General features: G+C 35.0%; 19 protein-coding genes. 2 read left to right on the top strand and 17 right to left on the bottom strand.

Annotated features, from left to right (window positions below; genetic code table 11):
- Positions 1-171 precede the first annotated feature (171 nt).
- Genes ACYQ3Q_RS22710 through ACYQ3Q_RS22695 form a run of 4 tightly spaced genes read right to left on the bottom strand, consistent with a single transcriptional unit; the run spans position 172 to position 3,888 of the window.
- Positions 172-858 (bottom strand): acylneuraminate cytidylyltransferase family protein, encoded by a 687-nt coding sequence (locus tag ACYQ3Q_RS22710; RefSeq protein ID WP_459930747.1) that lies wholly within the window; start codon positions 856-858, stop codon positions 172-174.
- Complete coding sequence (locus ACYQ3Q_RS22705; protein WP_459930746.1) at positions 855-1,922, bottom strand: N-acetylneuraminate synthase family protein; 1,068 nt, start codon at positions 1,920-1,922, stop codon at positions 855-857. Before ACYQ3Q_RS22705 ends, ACYQ3Q_RS22710 begins: the two co-directional genes overlap by 4 nt.
- Complete coding sequence (locus ACYQ3Q_RS22700) at positions 1,903-2,808, bottom strand: glycosyltransferase (RefSeq protein WP_459930745.1); 906 nt, start codon at positions 2,806-2,808, stop codon at positions 1,903-1,905. Before ACYQ3Q_RS22700 ends, ACYQ3Q_RS22705 begins: the two co-directional genes overlap by 20 nt.
- A gap of 42 nt (positions 2,809-2,850) precedes the next feature.
- The gene (locus ACYQ3Q_RS22695) at positions 2,851-3,888 is read right to left on the bottom strand and encodes a sugar phosphate nucleotidyltransferase (RefSeq protein WP_459930744.1); all 1,038 of its coding nucleotides are present in this window, start codon (positions 3,886-3,888) and stop codon (positions 2,851-2,853) included.
- A 165-nt stretch (positions 3,889-4,053) separates the two neighbouring features.
- Here ACYQ3Q_RS22695 and ACYQ3Q_RS22690 point away from each other — a divergent pair, with 165 nt between their 5' ends.
- A complete protein-coding gene (locus ACYQ3Q_RS22690) occupies positions 4,054-4,341 on the top strand; it encodes a transposase (RefSeq protein ID WP_459927235.1) in 288 nt (95 codons plus the stop codon).
- A gap of 23 nt (positions 4,342-4,364) precedes the next feature.
- Positions 4,365-5,240, top strand: a complete 876-nt coding sequence (locus ACYQ3Q_RS22685) for an IS3 family transposase (protein WP_459927236.1) — start codon at positions 4,365-4,367, stop codon at positions 5,238-5,240.
- A 248-nt stretch (positions 5,241-5,488) separates the two neighbouring features.
- Here the strand turns inward: ACYQ3Q_RS22685 and ACYQ3Q_RS22680 are convergent, their stop codons facing one another.
- The 13 genes from ACYQ3Q_RS22680 to hisH all read right to left on the bottom strand — a co-directional run bounded on the left by ACYQ3Q_RS22680 (position 5,489) and on the right by hisH (position 19,867).
- Positions 5,489-6,157, bottom strand: coding sequence for an acetyltransferase (locus ACYQ3Q_RS22680; RefSeq protein ID WP_459930743.1), 669 nt, complete (start codon positions 6,155-6,157; stop codon positions 5,489-5,491).
- Positions 6,158-6,246: 89 nt separating this feature from the next.
- Positions 6,247-7,413 (bottom strand): LegC family aminotransferase, encoded by a 1,167-nt coding sequence (locus ACYQ3Q_RS22675; RefSeq protein ID WP_459930742.1) that lies wholly within the window; start codon positions 7,411-7,413, stop codon positions 6,247-6,249.
- 19 nt (positions 7,414-7,432) lie between these two features.
- Positions 7,433-8,413, bottom strand: a complete 981-nt coding sequence (locus ACYQ3Q_RS22670; RefSeq protein ID WP_459930741.1) for an NAD-dependent 4,6-dehydratase LegB — start codon at positions 8,411-8,413, stop codon at positions 7,433-7,435.
- Positions 8,414-8,502: 89 nt separating this feature from the next.
- Positions 8,503-9,924, bottom strand: a complete 1,422-nt coding sequence (locus ACYQ3Q_RS22665) for a capsular polysaccharide export protein, LipB/KpsS family (RefSeq protein ID WP_459930740.1) — start codon at positions 9,922-9,924, stop codon at positions 8,503-8,505.
- A 50-nt stretch (positions 9,925-9,974) separates the two neighbouring features.
- Positions 9,975-10,982: a hypothetical protein gene (locus ACYQ3Q_RS22660; protein WP_459930739.1), complete on the bottom strand. Its 1,008-nt coding sequence runs from the start codon at positions 10,980-10,982 to the stop codon at positions 9,975-9,977.
- A gap of 169 nt (positions 10,983-11,151) precedes the next feature.
- Positions 11,152-12,549: an MATE family efflux transporter gene (locus tag ACYQ3Q_RS22655; protein ID WP_459930738.1), complete on the bottom strand. Its 1,398-nt coding sequence runs from the start codon at positions 12,547-12,549 to the stop codon at positions 11,152-11,154.
- Between the two features lie 178 nt (positions 12,550-12,727).
- Positions 12,728-13,948: a glycosyltransferase gene (locus ACYQ3Q_RS22650; RefSeq protein ID WP_459930737.1), complete on the bottom strand. Its 1,221-nt coding sequence runs from the start codon at positions 13,946-13,948 to the stop codon at positions 12,728-12,730.
- A 165-nt stretch (positions 13,949-14,113) separates the two neighbouring features.
- Positions 14,114-15,289: a nucleotidyltransferase domain-containing protein gene (locus ACYQ3Q_RS22645; protein WP_459930736.1), complete on the bottom strand. Its 1,176-nt coding sequence runs from the start codon at positions 15,287-15,289 to the stop codon at positions 14,114-14,116.
- Positions 15,282-16,436, bottom strand: a complete 1,155-nt coding sequence (locus ACYQ3Q_RS22640) for a phosphotransferase (protein WP_459930735.1) — start codon at positions 16,434-16,436, stop codon at positions 15,282-15,284. The genes ACYQ3Q_RS22645 and ACYQ3Q_RS22640 overlap by 8 nt, the downstream gene beginning before the upstream one ends.
- Positions 16,433-17,071, bottom strand: a complete 639-nt coding sequence (locus ACYQ3Q_RS22635) for a hypothetical protein (protein WP_459930734.1) — start codon at positions 17,069-17,071, stop codon at positions 16,433-16,435. The genes ACYQ3Q_RS22640 and ACYQ3Q_RS22635 overlap by 4 nt, the downstream gene beginning before the upstream one ends.
- A gap of 21 nt (positions 17,072-17,092) precedes the next feature.
- Positions 17,093-18,286 carry a glycosyltransferase gene (locus ACYQ3Q_RS22630; RefSeq protein WP_459930733.1) on the bottom strand — a complete coding sequence of 398 codons (1,194 nt, stop codon included), beginning with the start codon at positions 18,284-18,286 and terminating at the stop codon, positions 17,093-17,095.
- A gap of 185 nt (positions 18,287-18,471) precedes the next feature.
- Complete coding sequence (locus tag ACYQ3Q_RS22625; RefSeq protein WP_459930732.1) at positions 18,472-19,266, bottom strand: AglZ/HisF2 family acetamidino modification protein; 795 nt, start codon at positions 19,264-19,266, stop codon at positions 18,472-18,474.
- Positions 19,250-19,867 carry an imidazole glycerol phosphate synthase subunit HisH gene (gene hisH / locus ACYQ3Q_RS22620; RefSeq protein ID WP_459930731.1) on the bottom strand — a complete coding sequence of 206 codons (618 nt, stop codon included), beginning with the start codon at positions 19,865-19,867 and terminating at the stop codon, positions 19,250-19,252. Before hisH ends, ACYQ3Q_RS22625 begins: the two co-directional genes overlap by 17 nt.
- Between the last annotated feature and the right edge of the window lie 23 nt (positions 19,868-19,890).

Here is a 19,890-nt window from a genome sequence, read left to right as displayed (position 1 = left end):
ATTCGGGAAGTACCAGTCCCCTTGGGGAGGAAAAGACGACCCCCGAAGACGAACTTCGAAGGCCTTTTCCGACCCGAGCATTAATTAGGTTTCTATACACTGTCTTATTAGACGCTTACCGCTATTTAGTCCACCGCTTACAAATTATTTCCTTATACCAAACCTGATTGCCTACAATTTGGTCATCAAAAACTTTGCATACTCAAAATCTGCTTTGCAGTCTATGTCAATTGAATGATTTTCTGGCATAACGAAGGCTAATGTGTCATCACAATAATATGTTCTTTTGGTTTTTAGTAATTGATAATCAAGAATATAGATAGCTCCACATACAATTCCATATCTTTTATTTTCCTGTCGATTAGCCATGTTATCTGCTCCGCCGAATCCGCTAGGCTTCAACCGCAAATTGCTATCAATGTCCATGTACCAATTTGGAGGTACATCTGCTTCTTTAACAGCAATAAGAGTAGTAGCTTTATTTTGATAAAATAGATTATATGCATTTTCAATATCTTCACTTGTTCGTAATGGAGCTGTTGGTAAAAGCACCATGAATTTTGATATGTTTTCTTCCCTAATCTTATTAAGCCATTCAACAGCATGAATATAAACATCCACAGCTGAGGCTTTATCTGATGCCAAATAGTCAGGTCTTAAAAATGGCACACTGGCACCATAAACCTTAGCAACCTCGGCAATCTCATCATCATCAGTTGTCACAATTACTTCAGTAATACACTTCGCTCTAAGCGCAGCTTCAATAGTATACGCTATAAGTGGTTTTCCGCTAATGGGAAGTATGTTTTTTCTTGGTAGTCCCTTCGACCCACCTCTAGCTGGAATAATTGCAATCACATCACATCCTCCTCCCTTAATAACTCATCATATCCTATATCTCGTTTAACCGATTTACCTATTAACCAATCTAATCTATCTGGCTGTATTCCTATTCCGGGTCGTTTTAAATCAAGATCCGCCTCTGTTAAAACAGTTCCTTGTTTAATGTTCTTTCCTGCAACGATACTCCTTCTAAACGCATCTCTCTTTTTTATCTCATCATCGCAAACAACCTTTCTAGTTGTGCCTAATGCTTGGTTTATATTTTGCGCGTATTGAATAAGCACTCTCATCTCATCTGGAGTTGCAGAAATTTTATGATCCCAACCGAACATATCTTTGTCAAGAGTGAAATGTTTCTCTATAATGCATGCACCAAGTGCGATTGCAGCTGAAGGTATCTCAACTCCCAACGAATGATCTGAGAATCCAATTGGATACTTGGGATACATAGAGCGTAATCCAAGTATATTCTTCAAATTTATATCCTCAAATTTCGGAGGATATATTGAAATACAGTGAAGTATACATATCTGTGTATTACCTTCGGCTTCAATTACACTGATCGCTTTGTCAATTTCTGCAGTATCACTTAAGCCAGTTGAAATAACTATTGGAACCCCTTTACGTGCTACATATCTAAGGAAAGGATAATTATTTAAATCCATAGACGCAATTTTAATGAATAATACGTTGCATTTGTCAACTAAAAAATCAACCTCTTTTTTACTGAAAGGTGTCGATGTAAAGTCTATCCCAACTTCAGTACAATATTGATACATTGAATATAGCTCCGCCTCAGATACACTGAAAGTATCCACTATTTCCTTAAGTGTATAATCCGAACGATTCCTATAGTCGTCATTTAAAAAGTAATTATCCTCATACACTTTCTTTGAGAATACGGTGTCTTTAGTCCATGACTGGAACTTGACGCATGAGCATCCCGCTACTTTCGCTTCGTCAATCATCAGTTTAGCTAAATCCATATCACCGTTGTGATTCGCACCTAACTCAGCAATAATATATGGTTTACCGTAATCCTCAATCTCTGCACCGTTGTTAAATAATAGCTTTGCCATTATAGTTAACCCCCTTAATAATATCGTTAATCTCTTCCCACCAAACAGATTGGCTTGTGTATTCGTCCTTAAATGAGGCTAATAAAGTTGATTTAAGCTCCTCTTCAGGAAATTTGTTTATTATCATTTCAATTTTTTGATTATGTTGTTTTAATTCAATTTGTAACACTTTATCTTTTACTAACGATTTAATTATTTCAATATAATGTGCATTAATAATTCCCAATTGTTTTTTTAACTGGTTCGTAGAACTAATTTTTAAATGTGCTAAATTAGAATCATACTGTCGATAATCACTTAATCTTTTATCAATGTACTTAATGTTGTTTCCGTCTAGCGCCAAGGAACATCCTATCCACCAGTCCACTGCTTTAATTGATTCAGGAATGTACATATTAGAGCTCAAGCAATCTACCCGCACTGCAGTGTTTCCAAAGCCAATGAAATTCTTGTATTTAATATCTTCAAAACAAATATCCATATTACAAAAGCGCTCACCAATAAATGATTCACAGATTTCATCTCCAACATTATCTACAATACGCATATCATGTACTAAGACATCGTAATCTCCGATTTCCTCCAATATAGTTGTTATTCTTTCAGGTGAACACATATCATCGCTATCTTGCCAAGTAATGTATTTGTACTGTTTTTCTTTTGCATACCTTATCATCTGAAGACGGTTTTCTATAGGATTTCCAATTGATTGTAGAATCGTTGCATTGTTAGTCCACTTTGTGTACTGTGTAATATCCACATCCTCGTTAATAATTAGAAAGTCAAATGACAGTGTATCTTGATTTGATACACTGTCAAAGAAAGACTCAAGATAAGGTATATTCTGTGAGAAGATAACTGTACATAAAAGCAACTCATTTTTCATATAGCACTACCTCTCTTGGATACGTAGTATAAATCAGATATCTCAGCTCAATCGTTCCTTCATTCTTTCCAGTTCTTCCATATTCCCCATATCTAACCATGCGCTTTCGCATACCGGATATACTCCTACTCGTTCTCCAACGTCTATGCAATTTTGTATTACGTCCGTAATATGTATAAACGTGTCGGGTGGTATTCTATCTAATAACTCTGGTTCAATAACGTAAAACCCTGTATTTGTCATTAATGAGAAATTAGGTTTTTCCTTAAGTTGGGAAGCTTGTCCTGTTTCTGTGACTTCAATTGTGCCGTATGGAAAGATCACATTTTTAATAGCACACACAATGGTAATGAGATTCTTTTGTTTTTTATGGTGTTTTAGAATTTCGCTGTAATCATCCTGAACTATGACGTCACAATTACTCATGAAGAAAGTGGAATTGTATTTACCTGTTAGAAGCTTTAATCCTCCTCCAGTTCCCATAAATTCTATTTCATCAGTAAATTCAACGAACCGCTTTTGTTCACTGTCTTGAAAAAAAGCTTTTATAAGATTTTTTTTATAATTGACTATCATGTTGAACTGATCGCAACCGAACTCTTCAAAATGGTCCATTATCAACTCTGTAATAGTTTTTTCTCCTATAGGAATAAGTGGTTTTGGTAATATCTGTGTATAAGGATATAATCTTGTTCCTTTTCCACCCGCCATGATAACAACCGGAATTTTCAGATTAGTATTCTTATGCACTGGATTCGAATTAACAAAATGAATTGATAATATTATTTTATCCTTATTCACCATTGGCAATGTTGCAATTGCTTGTTCTCGCATATACTTTGCTATATCAATAGAATCTCCAATCGTTCCGTATTTGGGGTTATAATTTGCTATTTCCCCAACAGGGCGTTTCAAATCTCCATTTTTAAGTATATGCCGTCTAATATCGCCGTCAGTTACTACTCCTAGTAAACAACCATTATCGCATATGAACGCAACTCCGTGTCCATTATTATTTATAGCTTCCATCGTCTCGATAATAGGCATAGTCTCTACGATTATGAACTTACTAATATCCAAGTCTTACACCCCCTTTTCTCAACTACCCGATCCTCTTAACAATATAATTGATAGTCTCTTCGTTTGAATGACCCCCATGATCAAACTGGAGTAGTATCATTTTAGTTAAGTCAGAAAACTCGTAATTCTGGTAAGAATAGGAAAAACGAAAGAAGGTAAATCCAGATGCGAGAATACGACAAAGACTTCAAACAAGAGGCCATCAAGTTGTCTTACGAATTAGGGACGACGGCTGCCTCAGAGAAACTGGGGATTCCAGTAACAACGCTATACTCATGGAAAAATCAATCAAAACGGTATGGAGAAGTAAGTTTTGTTGGCAGCGGACATAAACGTATTGACCCAAAAACAGCTGAAACCAAAGCAATGGAAAAGAAGATTAAAGACCTTGAAGCCGCCAATGATATTCTAAAAAGGGCCTTAGGTTTTTTCGCAGAGAGCCAAAAGAAATAGCTGCACGAGAGCTTTTTCATTGGATGTGGTTTCACAAAACTAAAGAGAAAACCAAGCACAGCATAAAAACCATGTGCAGAGTATTACTGGTTAGTGAAGCCGGATATTATAAGTGGTTAAAAAGGCAGTCCAAGCCTTACAAATACGAAGAACTTTTGGCTAAGATCCTTCAAATTCGTGCGGACAACCCGGACTATGGAGCATACAGGATTTATCTCCATTTAAAACTTTATCAAGGCTATACCGGTAGCTATTATGTAATCCTTAAGCTCTGTAAAATCAACCATCTTATGCTCAAGAAGAAACATCACTGTAGAGGAATAACCAAAGCAGATCTAGCCGCTCAAGCCAGTGCCAATCTCATCAAACAAGACTTTTCTGCAGTATCACCCAATCAAAAATGGCTTGGAGATGTCACAGAAATCCCAACGGCTGACGGAAAGCTTTATTTAGCCGCCGTATTGGATTGTTTCGATGGAAGTATCGTGGGATTTAAAATGGCAAATCACATGAGAGCCGAGCTATGTGTCGAAGCCTTTACCTCGGGTGTTAAGAGGTATCAAGCCTATGGGATGGTCTTTCATTCGGACAGGGGTAGTCAATACACAAGCGGGATCTACCGTCAAGCACTCGCCCAGCATGGTGCGAAACAGAGTATGAGCAGTACTGGTAAATGTTATGACAATGCCAGAATGGAGTCCTTTTTTGCCACATTAAAGAAAGAAAGCATCTATAAATTCAGAACCGAAACAATGAGTATGGAAAAGATTAAAAGCATAGTGTTTAGATTTATAGAAACCTATTACAATCGGAAACGAATTTACACTCCAAACGGAGGTTATCCGCCCCTAGTAATGCGTTCACAGTATTATCGAGAGCGTTTACCCCAAGCGGTGTAACAGTTAAGAGGCTTCGCCTCTTGAGTTTATCGCTTTTTGGTTCTCCTAAGGATAGAAATAAAGATACCAGGGTGATTAAATATATCCCCTGGCTATCCTTAGCAGAACTCTACCGGCCGCTCGTGTTGCTCTCCAGCATTTCACTATCCTGCCTGTAGATAAGAGCCAGTTATATTATAACCATAAATTGGTACTAAAATTACGAGTTTAGGGACTAAACCAAATTTGACAACTCCAAACCGCTAATATTATGAACTTGCATCTCTTTGTTTTATTACTTTTGCAGGATTACCCACAGCAGTACAATAGCTTGGTAAATCTCTGACTACAACTGCACCAGCACCAACTATAGTTTTTTCTCCAATAGTCAAACCTTGAATAATATGCGTTCCTGTACCAATTTCGGTTTCTGCTTCTATCCGTACATTGCCTGAAACATTCACATTTGGATATAATGTAACATAATCCTCTAAAACTACGTCATGCCCAACAGTGCAATCTAAATTAATAGTTACAAAATCACCCAATTGTATATCAACGGTAAGTATAGTATGGGAACACACTATACATCCCTTCCCCATATTCACGCTTTCAGATGAAACCGCATTATGCGAGATTATATTTGGGAAAATGATATTCATATTATCCTTAAACTTCTGAACAATTCTCTTTCTCAAGGACGGAGTACCTACCCCACATACGGCATATATTTCATCTTTATAATTTGCCAGCCACTCATCATCGCCAACAATATAATATCCGTGAATCGACTCTGCGTCTTGTTGGTACGATTGGTCAATAAAGCCCAAAATGTTCCATTCATCCTTTTGTTTATTGTTCACCTCAAGTAGCCATAGAATTTCTTTTGCAAACCCACTTGCACCTATAATTACTATGTCTTTTTTTCGCATTGTCATTAAAAAGCACCTCTCTGGAACAACCTTCTGAAGCTGTAACCGACAGTCATTTCTTAAGAATTACACAGCAATTCAAGATAATCTAACTTCTATATAATAGCACTTATATTATCGATTACCTTATGCACATCATAAACGGACAGATTGCTACTGCATGGAATATTAACAATTCTGTTAGCATATTGAAATGCCTTTTCTATCTTATAACTTTGGGCGTTCAAATAAGGTTTTTGTTCATGGATAAGTCCCCATATAGGGCGTGTTTGGATGTTATTATTCGACAGATGGTCTATTATTTTTTCGCGAGAGTACGTATCAAAATCCTCGATATATAAGGAATAAAACCAATAATTTGGTCTAATATTATCTTGGAAATCTAATATTCTTAAACCTTTTATCTCATTATTTATACAATTTTTGTATTCGTAATAATTTTCTTTTTTTACTTCTATAAAACATTCAAGCTGTTCCAATTGTGCCACACCTAATGCAGCCTGTAGATTGGTCATCCTATAGTTGTAGCCAACCTCTCCATGAATGAATTTAATTGCATCGTCTTTTGCCTGTGTAGACAAATATCTTGCTCTCTTCATCGTGTTTGTATCTAATGAAACTAACATGCCCCCCCCACCGGTAGTAATTATTTTATTACCGTTAAAAGAGTAAACCCCAATGTCTCCGATTGTCCCAGCATATTTATGTTTATAAGAACCATCAATGTAGTAAGATCCCAAGGCTTCAGTAGCGTCCTCAATAACCTTGAGATTATATTGCTCAGCAATATCCATAACTGCAGCCATATCTGCCATGTTACCGAAAACATGCACAACTACGACTGCTTTTATATGTCTTCCAGTCCATTTATTAATGAGCTTATTATTTATGAAGTTACACTTTGTCTGACAAAACTCCCTCAACTTATCCATATCCATGCACAAAGTATCATCACAATCCATGAAAATAGGATGAGCCTGTAAATATTTCACGGGATTAACAGCGGCTATAAATGTAAGCGTTGGAACTATTACCTCATCATCGGCTTTAACCCCCGCTAAAATTAATGCTAAATGTAGTCCAGCGGTTCCGCTTTGGCATGCGACAGCGGTATCGACGTTTAAATAATTTGCAAATTGTTTTTCAAATCTGTCTATGTATGCACCGCCCGTAGACACCCATTCAGATTCTACAGCATCAGCTACATAATTCAGCTCGTTGCCTTTAAAGTTTGGAACAGAAAGTGGAATTAACTTATCCATAAAAACACTCCTAAAACTATTACAGATTATAAATATCTGATTTATATTTGCATAGATTCTCCTTAAGAAACACGATAGTCTCAGCCAAGCCCTCTTTTAACCCGTACTTTGGTTCCCAGGCTGTAAGTTCTTTAATTTTTTTATTTGAACCTAATAACCTGTTTACCTCACTTTTTTCTGGGCGAAGTCTTTGCTCGTCACAAATTATCGTTGCCTTAGGGTTAATCTGATCAATTAACTCCTGTGCAAGCTGACCAATTGAGATCTCCTGCTGGGTTGCGATATTAATCTCCTCTCCTATAGTTTTGTCAGACGTAGCTATGTCAATAAAGCCCTGGGCAGTATCTTTTACATAAACAAAATCTCTCGTAGGAGTTAGGGACCCTAACTTTATTTCAGTTATTCCCGAGAAAAGCTGGGTAATAACTGTCGGAATCACTGCCCTTGCCGATTGACGCGGTCCATAGGTGTTAAATGGTCGCACTATAGTAATAGGCATGTCGAAGCTACGATAAAAACTTTCTGCTAACCTGTCAGCCCCTATTTTAGTTGCTGAATAGGGAGATTGTCCTTGAAATGGATGCTTCTCATCGATGGGTACATACTGAGCAGTTCCATAGACCTCTGATGTAGAAGTAACCAGCACACGGCTTGTTGCTAAGTCCCTTGCTGCCTGCAAAACATTCAGTGTTCCTTTGATGTTGGTATCAACATAGGTGTCCGGTGAATGATAACTGAATGGTATAGCAATAAGAGCTGCCAAATGAAATACTTCATCCACACCTTTCATTGCTTCTCTTACGCCGTTAGGGTCTCTTATATCACCTTGAAATATCTCGACGTTATTCATAATGTCTACTGAAAGCGTATCTAACCACCCCCAAGTGTTAAATGAATTGTAGAGTGTAAAAGCCTTTACTTTGTATCCTTGCTTTACTAATTCTTCTGTTAAATGGCTCCCGATGAAACCGTCTGAACCAGTTATTAATACTTTTTTCATTGTCTTTAGCCTCACATTCATTATTAACACCGAAATACACTATCACTTTTTAATGGGTGCTTCGATCCGATACGAAACTCATGTTTTGTCTAAGTTCTTTGTCTAATATAATCTTTAAAGCTACTAATCAAAACATCAATGTTTTCCTCTTTCAAGAAATCTTTAAAGGCTGTATAAACACATCCTTTATAAAGGGACTTCTTATATGCACACAAAAATCTAATAATTTTATCATCACTTGCGTTTGGCTCGATATGTGTTAACTTTAAATGTTCATTGTAAATATCTGTTATCTTCTCTACGTTATCAAAAAAATCGTAAAAAACCTCCCCTAGAACAAATACTTTTTTACCATGTAGAATTGCTTCAAATCCTGTTGTATTTGTTAATACAATTACAGCTAAGCTGTTATTAATTAATGAGTGTATGTCGTAATACGGATCAATCAATCTTACATTTGGATACTTTAATAACTCTTTATAAAAGTGTAAATCTCTGTGTCCAAGCACAGCATAATGTTCTTTTACATACAACACACTATCAGTTGGAATACTTTTAGCGATATTATCAATTGCCAATAGCTGCTTTTCATATTTTTGTGCACACACTAGTGTTGAGGCTTCTGGTTGATAATGCAGCGTATATAAATAGTAGTCCTCCCCTTCTACGGGCTTTCGGTAATACTTTACACTGCACTTATAGCGAATATAGTTTATCAAAGGGGCATTTATTATTTTAAAAGCATTATTGTAAGTCATATAAGCTACTTTATCTCTATATATTTTCTTGTTCTTTTCTAACAAATACTTAATCGGATAAAGTGGAAGTTTCAATGTACAACTGGGGCGTCGTTTATGTTGGTTCATATATGCAGGTGACTTCGGCTGGTTTCTGAATTCATACAGGTAGTCCGTGGCTTCTATTATATCTGATTGATCAAATTCACCGTCCCGATAAAGACGTTCCATTTCTTTATTTCTCTGATATAAGTCATCAACGAAGAAAAACTGATTTTTAGCATTATCTCGAGCAATTGTAGTGCCTACATAAGTACAATCATATTTTTCACCGACAACCATAGCTACATAAGCAGCGAAAATTGCTACAACTTCATTGATAAAGTACTTAGGTCTTTCGTTCTTAAATAGCTCATCAAAAAAATTAAAATGCAGGTTTATCATTTTAATGCAATCTTCTTTGTTATAGTTTACTAAAAATCTATCAGTATAAAGCATTCTCCATATGTTAATATTGTTATAATCTTTCATCACTTCTTTTGTATCTTTTTCCGACTTAGTATTCCAGTTTTTCCTAATAAAGTCTTCAATCTCATATACATTTGCATTTTTTATAATCTTTTTGATAAAATCAGTCTCTTTTTTGTGTTGAGTAACAAAAACAATATTTATATTCTCTGCTGTACTAAGTTTCTTAGCTATAGCAACATACAGTTCAAGTTGTCCGGCTCTCGCATAAAAACATATTTTCACCCGTTCATCTCTAACCTTCATTATTTGAACTCTCCTTCAAATCATATATTTAATTCATTTATTCAGATTGCTCACTTCAAGTCCGGAACATTTGCTTCTGTGACTCTTAAAAGCCCAAATTTCATAATGCTAAAACTTACTATTATTGGAGAAGCTACCCAAGAAGATGAGATCATAATACCGATGTAGCTAAAAACGACACATGCAGATATATATTTCAGCCATTTATTCTTCGATTTTAATAGTGCCTTTATCGCTATGCTAAACACCCATAACTCAAGAACAAAAAACAAAATACCTCCTTTAAAAATAAAGTTAAGCCACCCTATATGCAAATTGATTCCACCTGGTCCATCATGAAAAGAACCTAGCCCTGCTCCGGTGATAATAATTGAATAAGGATATTGCCTAAATATATTTTTAAATTCTTCAAACCTATCAAACTCTTGAATACTGTCACTGCTAAGACGTAACCAGGTATCCTCAAAGAGATTAATCAGATTAAGGTCAAAGATATAATGTGACGCAAACACACCAAGGAAGATAAGCCCCATTGTAACCGCGCCTGTTTTAAACATTTTTAGTATGTAACTTCTTCTTTTTGTTGCAATAATTATTATTAATAGAACTATTGCTAACTCAAATATAACAACCCTCTTACCAAATAGAAGGCCCAGAACACAATACATCACCATACTCCCATAAGCCAACACATTCCAAAAAGCAGATGTTTTTTGCATAATAAACTTGTACAACAATAAGTAACTCCAAGGATACAATAATCCCCACCAAATATATTGAGGTTTCCAAATATTGTCGTCTCTTCCTAGGGAAAAATTAGCGTAAGAAATAGCTATAAGTCCGGAAATAATAGCAATGATTCCAATGAATTTTAAAAACTTAATTATATATTGATCATTAGAATTTTTTTTTGTTGTTAACAAAAAACCACTACTAAAGACTGCCATTGATATCATATCTTGAATTAATGTGCTTATTGAGTAATTTCCAATGTTAAATGCGCTATAGATCAGCGTCATTAAAAACATGAATCCTGTCAAAAGCCAAAGTAGTGTCATATAATTACGACAACTAATATGGGTTTTTTTATTTATATATTGAAAGATTAGTTGGATTGTAATGAGAACTGCTGATAATTTTAAAGCATTAATGAATAAAATACTAAACTCTGGCTTCAAATAAATAAGCGAATAAAAATACAAAAAAATTAAACTTGTTATAATGAATTTAAATATCATCTAATCTTCTCCTAATTTCCCCTACCATAAAATACACATTAAGTAATATGCATACTATACCGTAAAATATCGCTAAATAAAATGTTCCAATATACAGAAGAAAAAAAGTTGGTACTATGCATAATAGAAAATTTAAACATAATTTTTTAATAATAATTAATACACTTATTTCTAATTTATTAATTAGATAATGAATATTTAATATTGTATAAGTTATATATGCAATCACCAAAGCTATTGAAATTGCATCTATTCCAAGTGAATCGAGAAGAAGTAATTCAGTTAAAATCAATAAAAGAAATGCTATTAGCATATGGATCGTTAATTGTTTAGCCTTTTTATAGCCAGTAATTATATTCGCAATTATGCCATTTATCCCTATAATAAACATAGATAATAATAAAATCATTGATGCATTAATACCATTTTTGTAGTTTGGTAAAATAGATTCTATTAACACTGGCATAATTAATAAAGAGAGAACAGTAATAATTGTAAGTATACAATTGTAATATTCCATAAAATCTTTATAAAAGTCAGTTATTAGTGTTTTATTATTATTTCTGCTTATAAAGACCAAAATTTTTGGATAAGCTATTTGAGATACAATCGTCGGCACAATCATGATAGCACCGTAAATCATAATTGATATACTAAATTCTCCCATTTCTACTTTAGATAATTTAAAAAATCCTACTGTTTGGCTAGTAGTAAGAAAAAGAGACCAAAGCATACCATTTAGAAATATTGGAAAACCTAGACTTATTCGCTCATACATAAGTTTTAAACTAAATATTGATTTAAAGCTAAATATCTCTTTGAACATAAAGAAAAATGCTAAAATTTCTCCGATAATTAATCCAAAGAATAATCCGTAATATCCGATATAATATGCTAGAATAACAGTTGCAATAAACATACTTACTGCCTTAAAAAACATAATCCGTGACAATTTGCCAAAGTCTTGATAACCTCGAAGAATGTTCTCTCCTATACCTACAAATAGGCTTAAAGATAAGCAGATTGCTGTGAACATATATCCATATTTTAGTGTCGGACTGATATTCAATAGTAGAAATACCGGTGTTATAACTAAAAAAATTAACGCTAAAATGGTAATATACCCTTTTGCTGAACTAATAGTTTGTCTTAATTTATTATCATCTCTATTAGCTATTAGACCTGGGATTTCAAAATTAAGTGCGTTCAATGCACCTAATTGTAGATACATACCATATGACATTAGTAATTGAGTATTCACAAATACTCCATATTCCTCCGGAGTAATAAATCGTCTTGTGAAAATACCTTTCAGGAATATTATAGCGTAAATAAAAAAACTTGCATTAATAAAACTAATATATTTAAATCTCTTAGATAATATCATAATTAACTTACTAAAATTGGTTCTTCTAGTTAACATATAATGTATCCCATCTTTGCTAACATTAGGTTCTTATTTTTGATGTTAAATTGAAAACTTTTGTAAAATATTCTACATAACACAGTTATTAAGATTTACTCAACATATTATTTCCATTTTAAACCAATCGGATTCTGATATTTTACTTTTTTGTAGAGTTTACCGATTTCAAAAGAGAGACAAGGATTTTAGCCTGTACACCCGGGTTTTTGTAACTCAATACAAATTGTTTCGCTTTAAGCCCAAAGTTTTCTAATTCTGAATCATCCATACTGAAAATTTCCTCAAATTTATTACACAATGCATTACTATTACGTTCATCAAGTGTTAAAACATAATCAAAATATTCTCTCGGAATACCATCTAATCTTGTCATTAATAATGGCGTTCCAGAGGACATATATTCCAGTGTTTTGGATGGAAAAGAGAATTTAGTATATTCATCATCATTGTTGCGTAGATTTACCAAAAGCATTGCTTTCTTTTCATAATCTAAGACCTCATTATGCGGTACTCTTCCAAAAAACTTTATACGTGAGTCAACCTTTGCTATCTCCATTATTTGTTCCGCATATGATCCATACCCAAAAAGCCACAATTCGATATCTTGTCTTATGAACTTGGTAAATGCCTCGACCAACAAATCAATACCCATATTAGCATATAATGCGCCAGCATACATGATTGCCTTTGATCGTCCTTGTATATTTTCAAGAACATGCTCTTCTCCTGCAAATCCCTCTATAACGGCGAACGGACAATTTTCAATTCCTAACTTCTTAGCCATTTCTTTCGTCAATAAAATATATCCATCATACTGTGTTGACGCTTTATTGCTCAAAAATATATATATATTTTGTATTAATTTCTGCAACCCTCTCTTCTTTCTATTCTGATACATATAATCTGGTAAATCAGGTATGATGGCTACACGATTACATCTAAACAATCGTGATAATAAATGAATAGGAAGCGCAGTACTTGCCTCCACACCGTAAGTAAGTACTATTCTATCCTGCGTTGATATAGTTGATAGCAAAAAAAACAGCACTGAGAAAAAAGTGGTAATAGAACTTGTAATTTGCTTAATACCATCCAAATTTATACACGGAATCCAGGTAATTTGGTAACCTCCAGCAACGATTTCTTTTTTATTTCCCCAAAACCTTACATTACTTTTGGGATAAGCCGCAATTGCGGGCATAGAGTGAATATTCAACTCAATATCCTTAATACTTTTCATTCCCTCAAGCATCAGAGATTCAAATCGTTGTGGCGCCGCAGAAGGCTTATCTTTACTATTCTTGACTATTCTTTCAAATGTATCAGTATTTATAACTGACCCTAAGTAGTATATTTTCATTACAGCACACCCTATTAACTATTATAATTACATATTATAATAATTTTCTTTTGTAGCATGGACATATTTGATTCCATACTTTGAACATTATATCTTTAACCTTACCGTTTGTAACAAATCATGCGTTAGTAAAGTGGCATATGATAGTATCGATAATCAAGGCTTCTACTTTTTAGTTTTTTTCTTTCGCACCCCCGCTAAATCCATTATATGTTTAATTTGAGCTATAATAATACGATGTGTACTATTTCCTCCATATTTTTTTTTCAATGAAACTACCCCAGGAAACGCAACTTTCCAAGCAATAGTAACCGAATCATAAAGCAACAGCTGGAACATTATGAAGGAAATCTTGCTAAACTTCTCTTTTCCATCGTTTAAAATTCCTCCCCGTTCAATCATATTACGAAGTATTCTCTCTTTTAATTGGTTTGGTTTTAATCTATTCAGAACCTCATTTGGTATAGGCGTACCAAACAATACGTGGGGTATATATAAAGAGAAGTAAGCAACTGCCTTAACTTTGGTCTCTTCAGCTTTTCTAATAAACAGGTCCCAATCAATTTGCGTGCGATTCACAATCCGTTCTACATCCAAATGTAGCCGGAATCCTGGTTCTCTTATATATGAGTGCTTAGCAGTGTGTATACATACTTGTAGTAGGTTATCTTCTGGAGAAAGAACGTAAGCTCCATTTTCTTCAATCTCAACTGCATGGGACACGAAATCCTCTGCACTTGGCTCCAATTCATGAGCAATCCACCTGCCTGCAATAGGCCGCCAAGCCAGCTCGAACCACATAATATTATCATTCTCTTGTTTGTAATACTCTGTGCTACCATCTTGATACGCTTGTTCAATATCCTCAAATTCATATTCACTACGAAACTTGAACTTATATCCTTGACCCAAGATTACATTGTGCGCTTTAATAAAATCTTTTTTTCTTACTAAAGTATCTACATCGCCCATCGGACATTTACCCAAATCATATTCCATCGATAGAGCAATGCCGCCATTTTTTAGTATAACGAGCGGAATTCCTACATCTTTCAATACTTTAGCCAGACAGGTTACTTGATTCATCATAAATGTAACATGTTTTTTTACTTTTAGATATTCATTCTCCCACTCTTCTGGGAGTCTATCTGGAATAATCAATGCCAGAGAAGGATAAATAATTGAAGCAACCTCATTATCTATTGCAACTCGAAATAGCTTATCCAAATCTATATTACATAGCAAATCACTTGCTTTGGATAAATCTTTTGCTGCAACATGTTCTTTACTGAGGTAGCAAATTTCATTAAAATATGCATTTTCTTTAAGTTTTTCAAACAATCCAATACTTCTCCTTTAATTTTCCAATACAAAGCTCAATATCTTTTATATAAACATCGGCTTCGGTATTGTCTAGCTCACACGGCAAGGCACTGTGTTCTAATAATTTAAAGAGCATATCTTCAAGTAATAAAACACTAATAATTACTCCCATACTATTTAACTGTGAATTATAGAACTGAACTTCCCCGGTAGCAATCATTTTCTCTATTTGTTCAGGCAGTTGTTGAATTCCCTGGACATTCCGAAGTCCGCAAAAAAGTACTGCTGCATCATACCATAAACTGCGTTCATTATATGTTTCCCAGTCGATGATGATAACAGATTTGGTATTTCTTTCTACCCAAATGTTACCGTGATGTAAATCTCCATGACTTGGACCGAGGGGTATCTCTGACGTATCATCCTGAAGCATATCTTGAATCGAAGTAGATAGTTCTGCCCATAATTTGTTAACTGACTTACTTGCGATTTCGCTTACTAATTGATTTACGTATTCTTGTAGTGAAACAAGCCGTTTATTTGCTAGCCCAATTTCGTGAACACACTGATATGCTTCAGCTCTGTATGTTTCATATTTTATATTGTCTGATATTCGCGCTAAAGGAATACCGTCAATTATTTTCTCTCGGTATCCATTTACAAATACTTCTTCAATCTTCGGTATGAACGTCTTTGATAAAATCGTTCTTGCAGAAATCTCATTACGTAAAGTTGCATCAGCAAAACCCTCTTTAAGAATGACATCGACTATTCCTTTTTCAAAATGAAAAACTCTTATCTTTCTATTGCAAGGATAGATAAGCATTTCAGATAGATCGTGCTGTAGACCAGTTATGCAAATACCTTTTACAGCGAACATCCACTTAAAGCGTATTGCGCTCCAAATATATGTTTTTACAATCAAACGCCTTAATATACTCCCACGAACACGATACTCATCTTCAAGAAAACTCACTACGCTTCGATTAACGTGGAGTGATATAATAGCATTTAAGCGAGGAAAGATATATAAATCGCACTTCTGATTCTTCTTAACGACATTTACTACACTAGGACACATATAGATATTTGTAAAATAGTCACTTAGTGTGCGTTCGCAAATGTTATAAAAATCTTCGCGCACCAGCATATCGTCTATTTTCATTCATTAATACCTTCTTTAACCTTTTGAGATACATCTACTATTGTCATATCGCCGTCAATGACATTACTCCATTTCCCTTGGTCAATCAATTTAAAGTATTCTTCAATCTTTGCCTGTTTTATTTCAACGCTTTCCATGAAGGCTTCCTGCTTCATCAGGCCTCTTTCAATGGATTTTTCCGATGATATAACAAAAATGAAAGAATGCTTTGGCTTCGGTATCAGCCTTATCACTAACTTCCAAATATACCAACTCTCAAAATTATGATTATAAAAGTTAACTCTTAAATCCACAAGCGTGTCCCAGATATACCTATCGCATATAACCACTCTTCCAGAAAATTCTACAAGACGATAATATATTCCAAAGAACCAATACAAATCCAATATGGATAAAATCAATATAATTCTTTGTTTTTTAGGATCGCTTCTTGCCTCTTTTCGGTATTCGGCTTTTTTCTCCTCCGAAAATCCCCTGTCACGTCTAACGATTTTCTTAATCAGTTCAATTCCTGGAGTCCAGCTTCCTCTTGCCCAGATAGTTTTAAATTTAATATTATTGGCACGATAGTATTCTTCAACAAGAGAAATCTGAGTACCTTTGCCCGAACCGTCTATTCCGCTGAATGAAATCATATAGATACCTCTTTAAACACTTTAGTTTTTGTATAATATAAGATATTTCTTGTACATTTCAATTGTTGAGAAATTGTTCGCTCCATATTTTCTGACTTCATCTTTTGAGAGTGGGTTATTTAAAGTATCCATAACCGCATTTTTCAATGCGTAAACATCTCCGTGTTTAACGAAGGTTGCAAATGGATTTTCAAAAATTCCCTCAGGCGCACCGCACTCAAAAGCTACAATCTGCGTACCGCAACACAACGCCTCGGCAGATGTTAATGAAAAAGTTTCTCTTTCACTACACATTACAAAAACGTCCGCCATGGAATAATACTCCGCCAACTCCACTTGGTTTTCTATGCAGGGTAGTACAATTACGTTGTCCTCGAATTCTTCTGTCTTATGTTCAACGCCTATCAGAAAGAATTTGATATTTTCACCTTTCATTTGCTCTGCAAGGTCAGCAATATAACTGCCGCCTTTTACCTTCGACATGAGCGAAGGTGCAACAGCAAGCACAATTTTTTCATCAATTACATTATGCTTTTCCTTGAGATGTTGAAATTTTCTGGGATAAAAAATGCTTTCTGCATCAATTCCGTTGTATATAACCTCTACCCGCATATTCTTCAAAAAGGATTGCCCAACTCTGTCCGAGAGCCATTTTGACGGAGTAGCGATCGTCAAGTTATCAAAACCATCAAACAACTTCTTTTTATTTTTGAACATCCATCTTGAAAAATCAAAAAGAATGGTAGAGGGATATTCCCTCAAATTTGGACAGCGTCCGCAACCGCTTTTCCACCTTTCGCAATTGTATGAAATACCGCACCTACCCGTGTACATAAATTCGCAATGAAATGTCCAGATTGTTTTTATGTTGCTTTTCTTTAAATAGTTAACCACCGGAGCAATGTTAACAAAGTATCCATGAAGCTCATGTATATGGACAACATCCGGCTTAAATTTGTTAATGCATTTAATCAAATTTTGTGTTGCAAAAAAAGAGTAACAACCGGTTAATCCTGTTAATCGTGTTAATATCGCATGTGTACACACTTCGATTTTACTGCTAAATTTATATATATTAGTCTCAGTAATCCGTGGTCCTCTTCCGTAGCAAATAGTAACGGCATTCCCATCCCGACTTAGGTTCGAATATAAATCATATACAATTTTCCCCGTACTGCTATACTTACAATTGACGTCAATCAATAATACCTTCATAGTATTTTCCTCACTGTTTAAAAAGTTTTGTCTTCAGACTCCAGTAGCATCGTCCTCTTTTTCTGCCTTTTTAATCAACGCATACTTAAAATGCAATAGATATAAGTTTTTCTTCCAATTCTCCTACCACTAGTCAACTTTAATAAATCCCTCTGCCAAATAATCCATTTCTAAACTAACAACAACTAATCATGCTGATACACACCAATTTCAAATAAATGTTTTTCTTCAGGTGCAGTTATCAACACTGCTTTTTGCTCACCATAATATACAAACAAGCTACCCGCTGCAGCTGCATGTGCGCCACCTTCCTGAAGAACCTTTTTAAAATCATGGATATCTTTAGCCCCGCCACATGCTATGACAGGGATAGAAACTGCACCAACAATATCTTTGACAAGCCTGATATCAAAGCCTTGCATTGTACCATCTCTACTGATTGAGTTTAGTAATATTTCCCCGGCCCCTAACTCCTCAGCTTTTTTTGCTAATGTAACCGAATCCATGCTTACTTTAGTTTTACCATCATTGATATAGCAATTTCGTTTCCCAAACAACTCGTCCTTTACATCAATTGATACGACAACACTTTGACAACCGGCAAAATCTGCTGCCTCTCTTATTAACTGTGGATTTTGTACAAATGCTGTATTAATAATTACTTTTTCATACCCAATGAAAAACAGCTTTTTAATCTGCTCCATATTGGTAATCCCACCGCCATAACTAAGCGGCATAAAGGCTTCACTAGCTATGTCTTTCAAATAATCGAAATCAGGGCCTCTGTTCTCAGAAGTTGCTGTAATATCTAAAATACATAGTTCATCAACGCCTTTACCGTTGAAAATTTTTACCGCATTAATAGGGTCTCCTAAATATCTTGGATTTGAGAATTTTGTTGTTTTAACTAAGCCCTGGTCTTTCAGGGTAAGGCAAGGTATCAATCTAGGTCTATAGAACATTTCAAACTCTCCTTGCAAAATTCTCCAGCAATGCCATCCCAAACTTATGGCTTTTTTCAGGGTGAAATTGCACACCATATATATTGCCTTTTTTTACTGCCGCGGCAAAGGAATAACCATATTCACACCTCATTAAGACATTTTTCTCACTATCACACACTGCGTGATATGAATGTACAAAATAGTATCTTTGTACAGATGTAAGCCCTTCAGCAAGGGGATCATCTTTTTCTGTGGTTACAGCAATATCCCATCCCATGTGTGGAATTTTCAACTGCGTATCTTCCTCAAAAACAAAACGTTTATTGTCAAAAGGGATAAGACTTAATCCGTTTTCTATTCCTTCTTCACTTTTTCTACCCAGCAGCTGCATACCGAGACATATTCCCAACAGTGGCTTCTGCTTTTCAACGGCGTGTTTCTTTATTGCGTCAACAAGCCCGCTTTCGTTCAGTCTCTGCATGCCAATATCAAAAGCGCCTATTCCGGGTAGAATTAGCTTTTCGGCTTTCTCTACCTGATCTATATCTTTTGTAAGTACTGAGGGTACACCTATTTTATGAAACATGTTTATGATGGAACCCACATTGCCGATTCCATAATCGATAACTGCTATCATTTTCTCACTCGCTTTATCTTATT

This window comes from Desulfosporosinus burensis (genome assembly GCF_054657535.1).
Note: the sequence above shows the minus strand (reverse complement) of the source record. Positions and strands in the feature narration are given on the sequence as shown.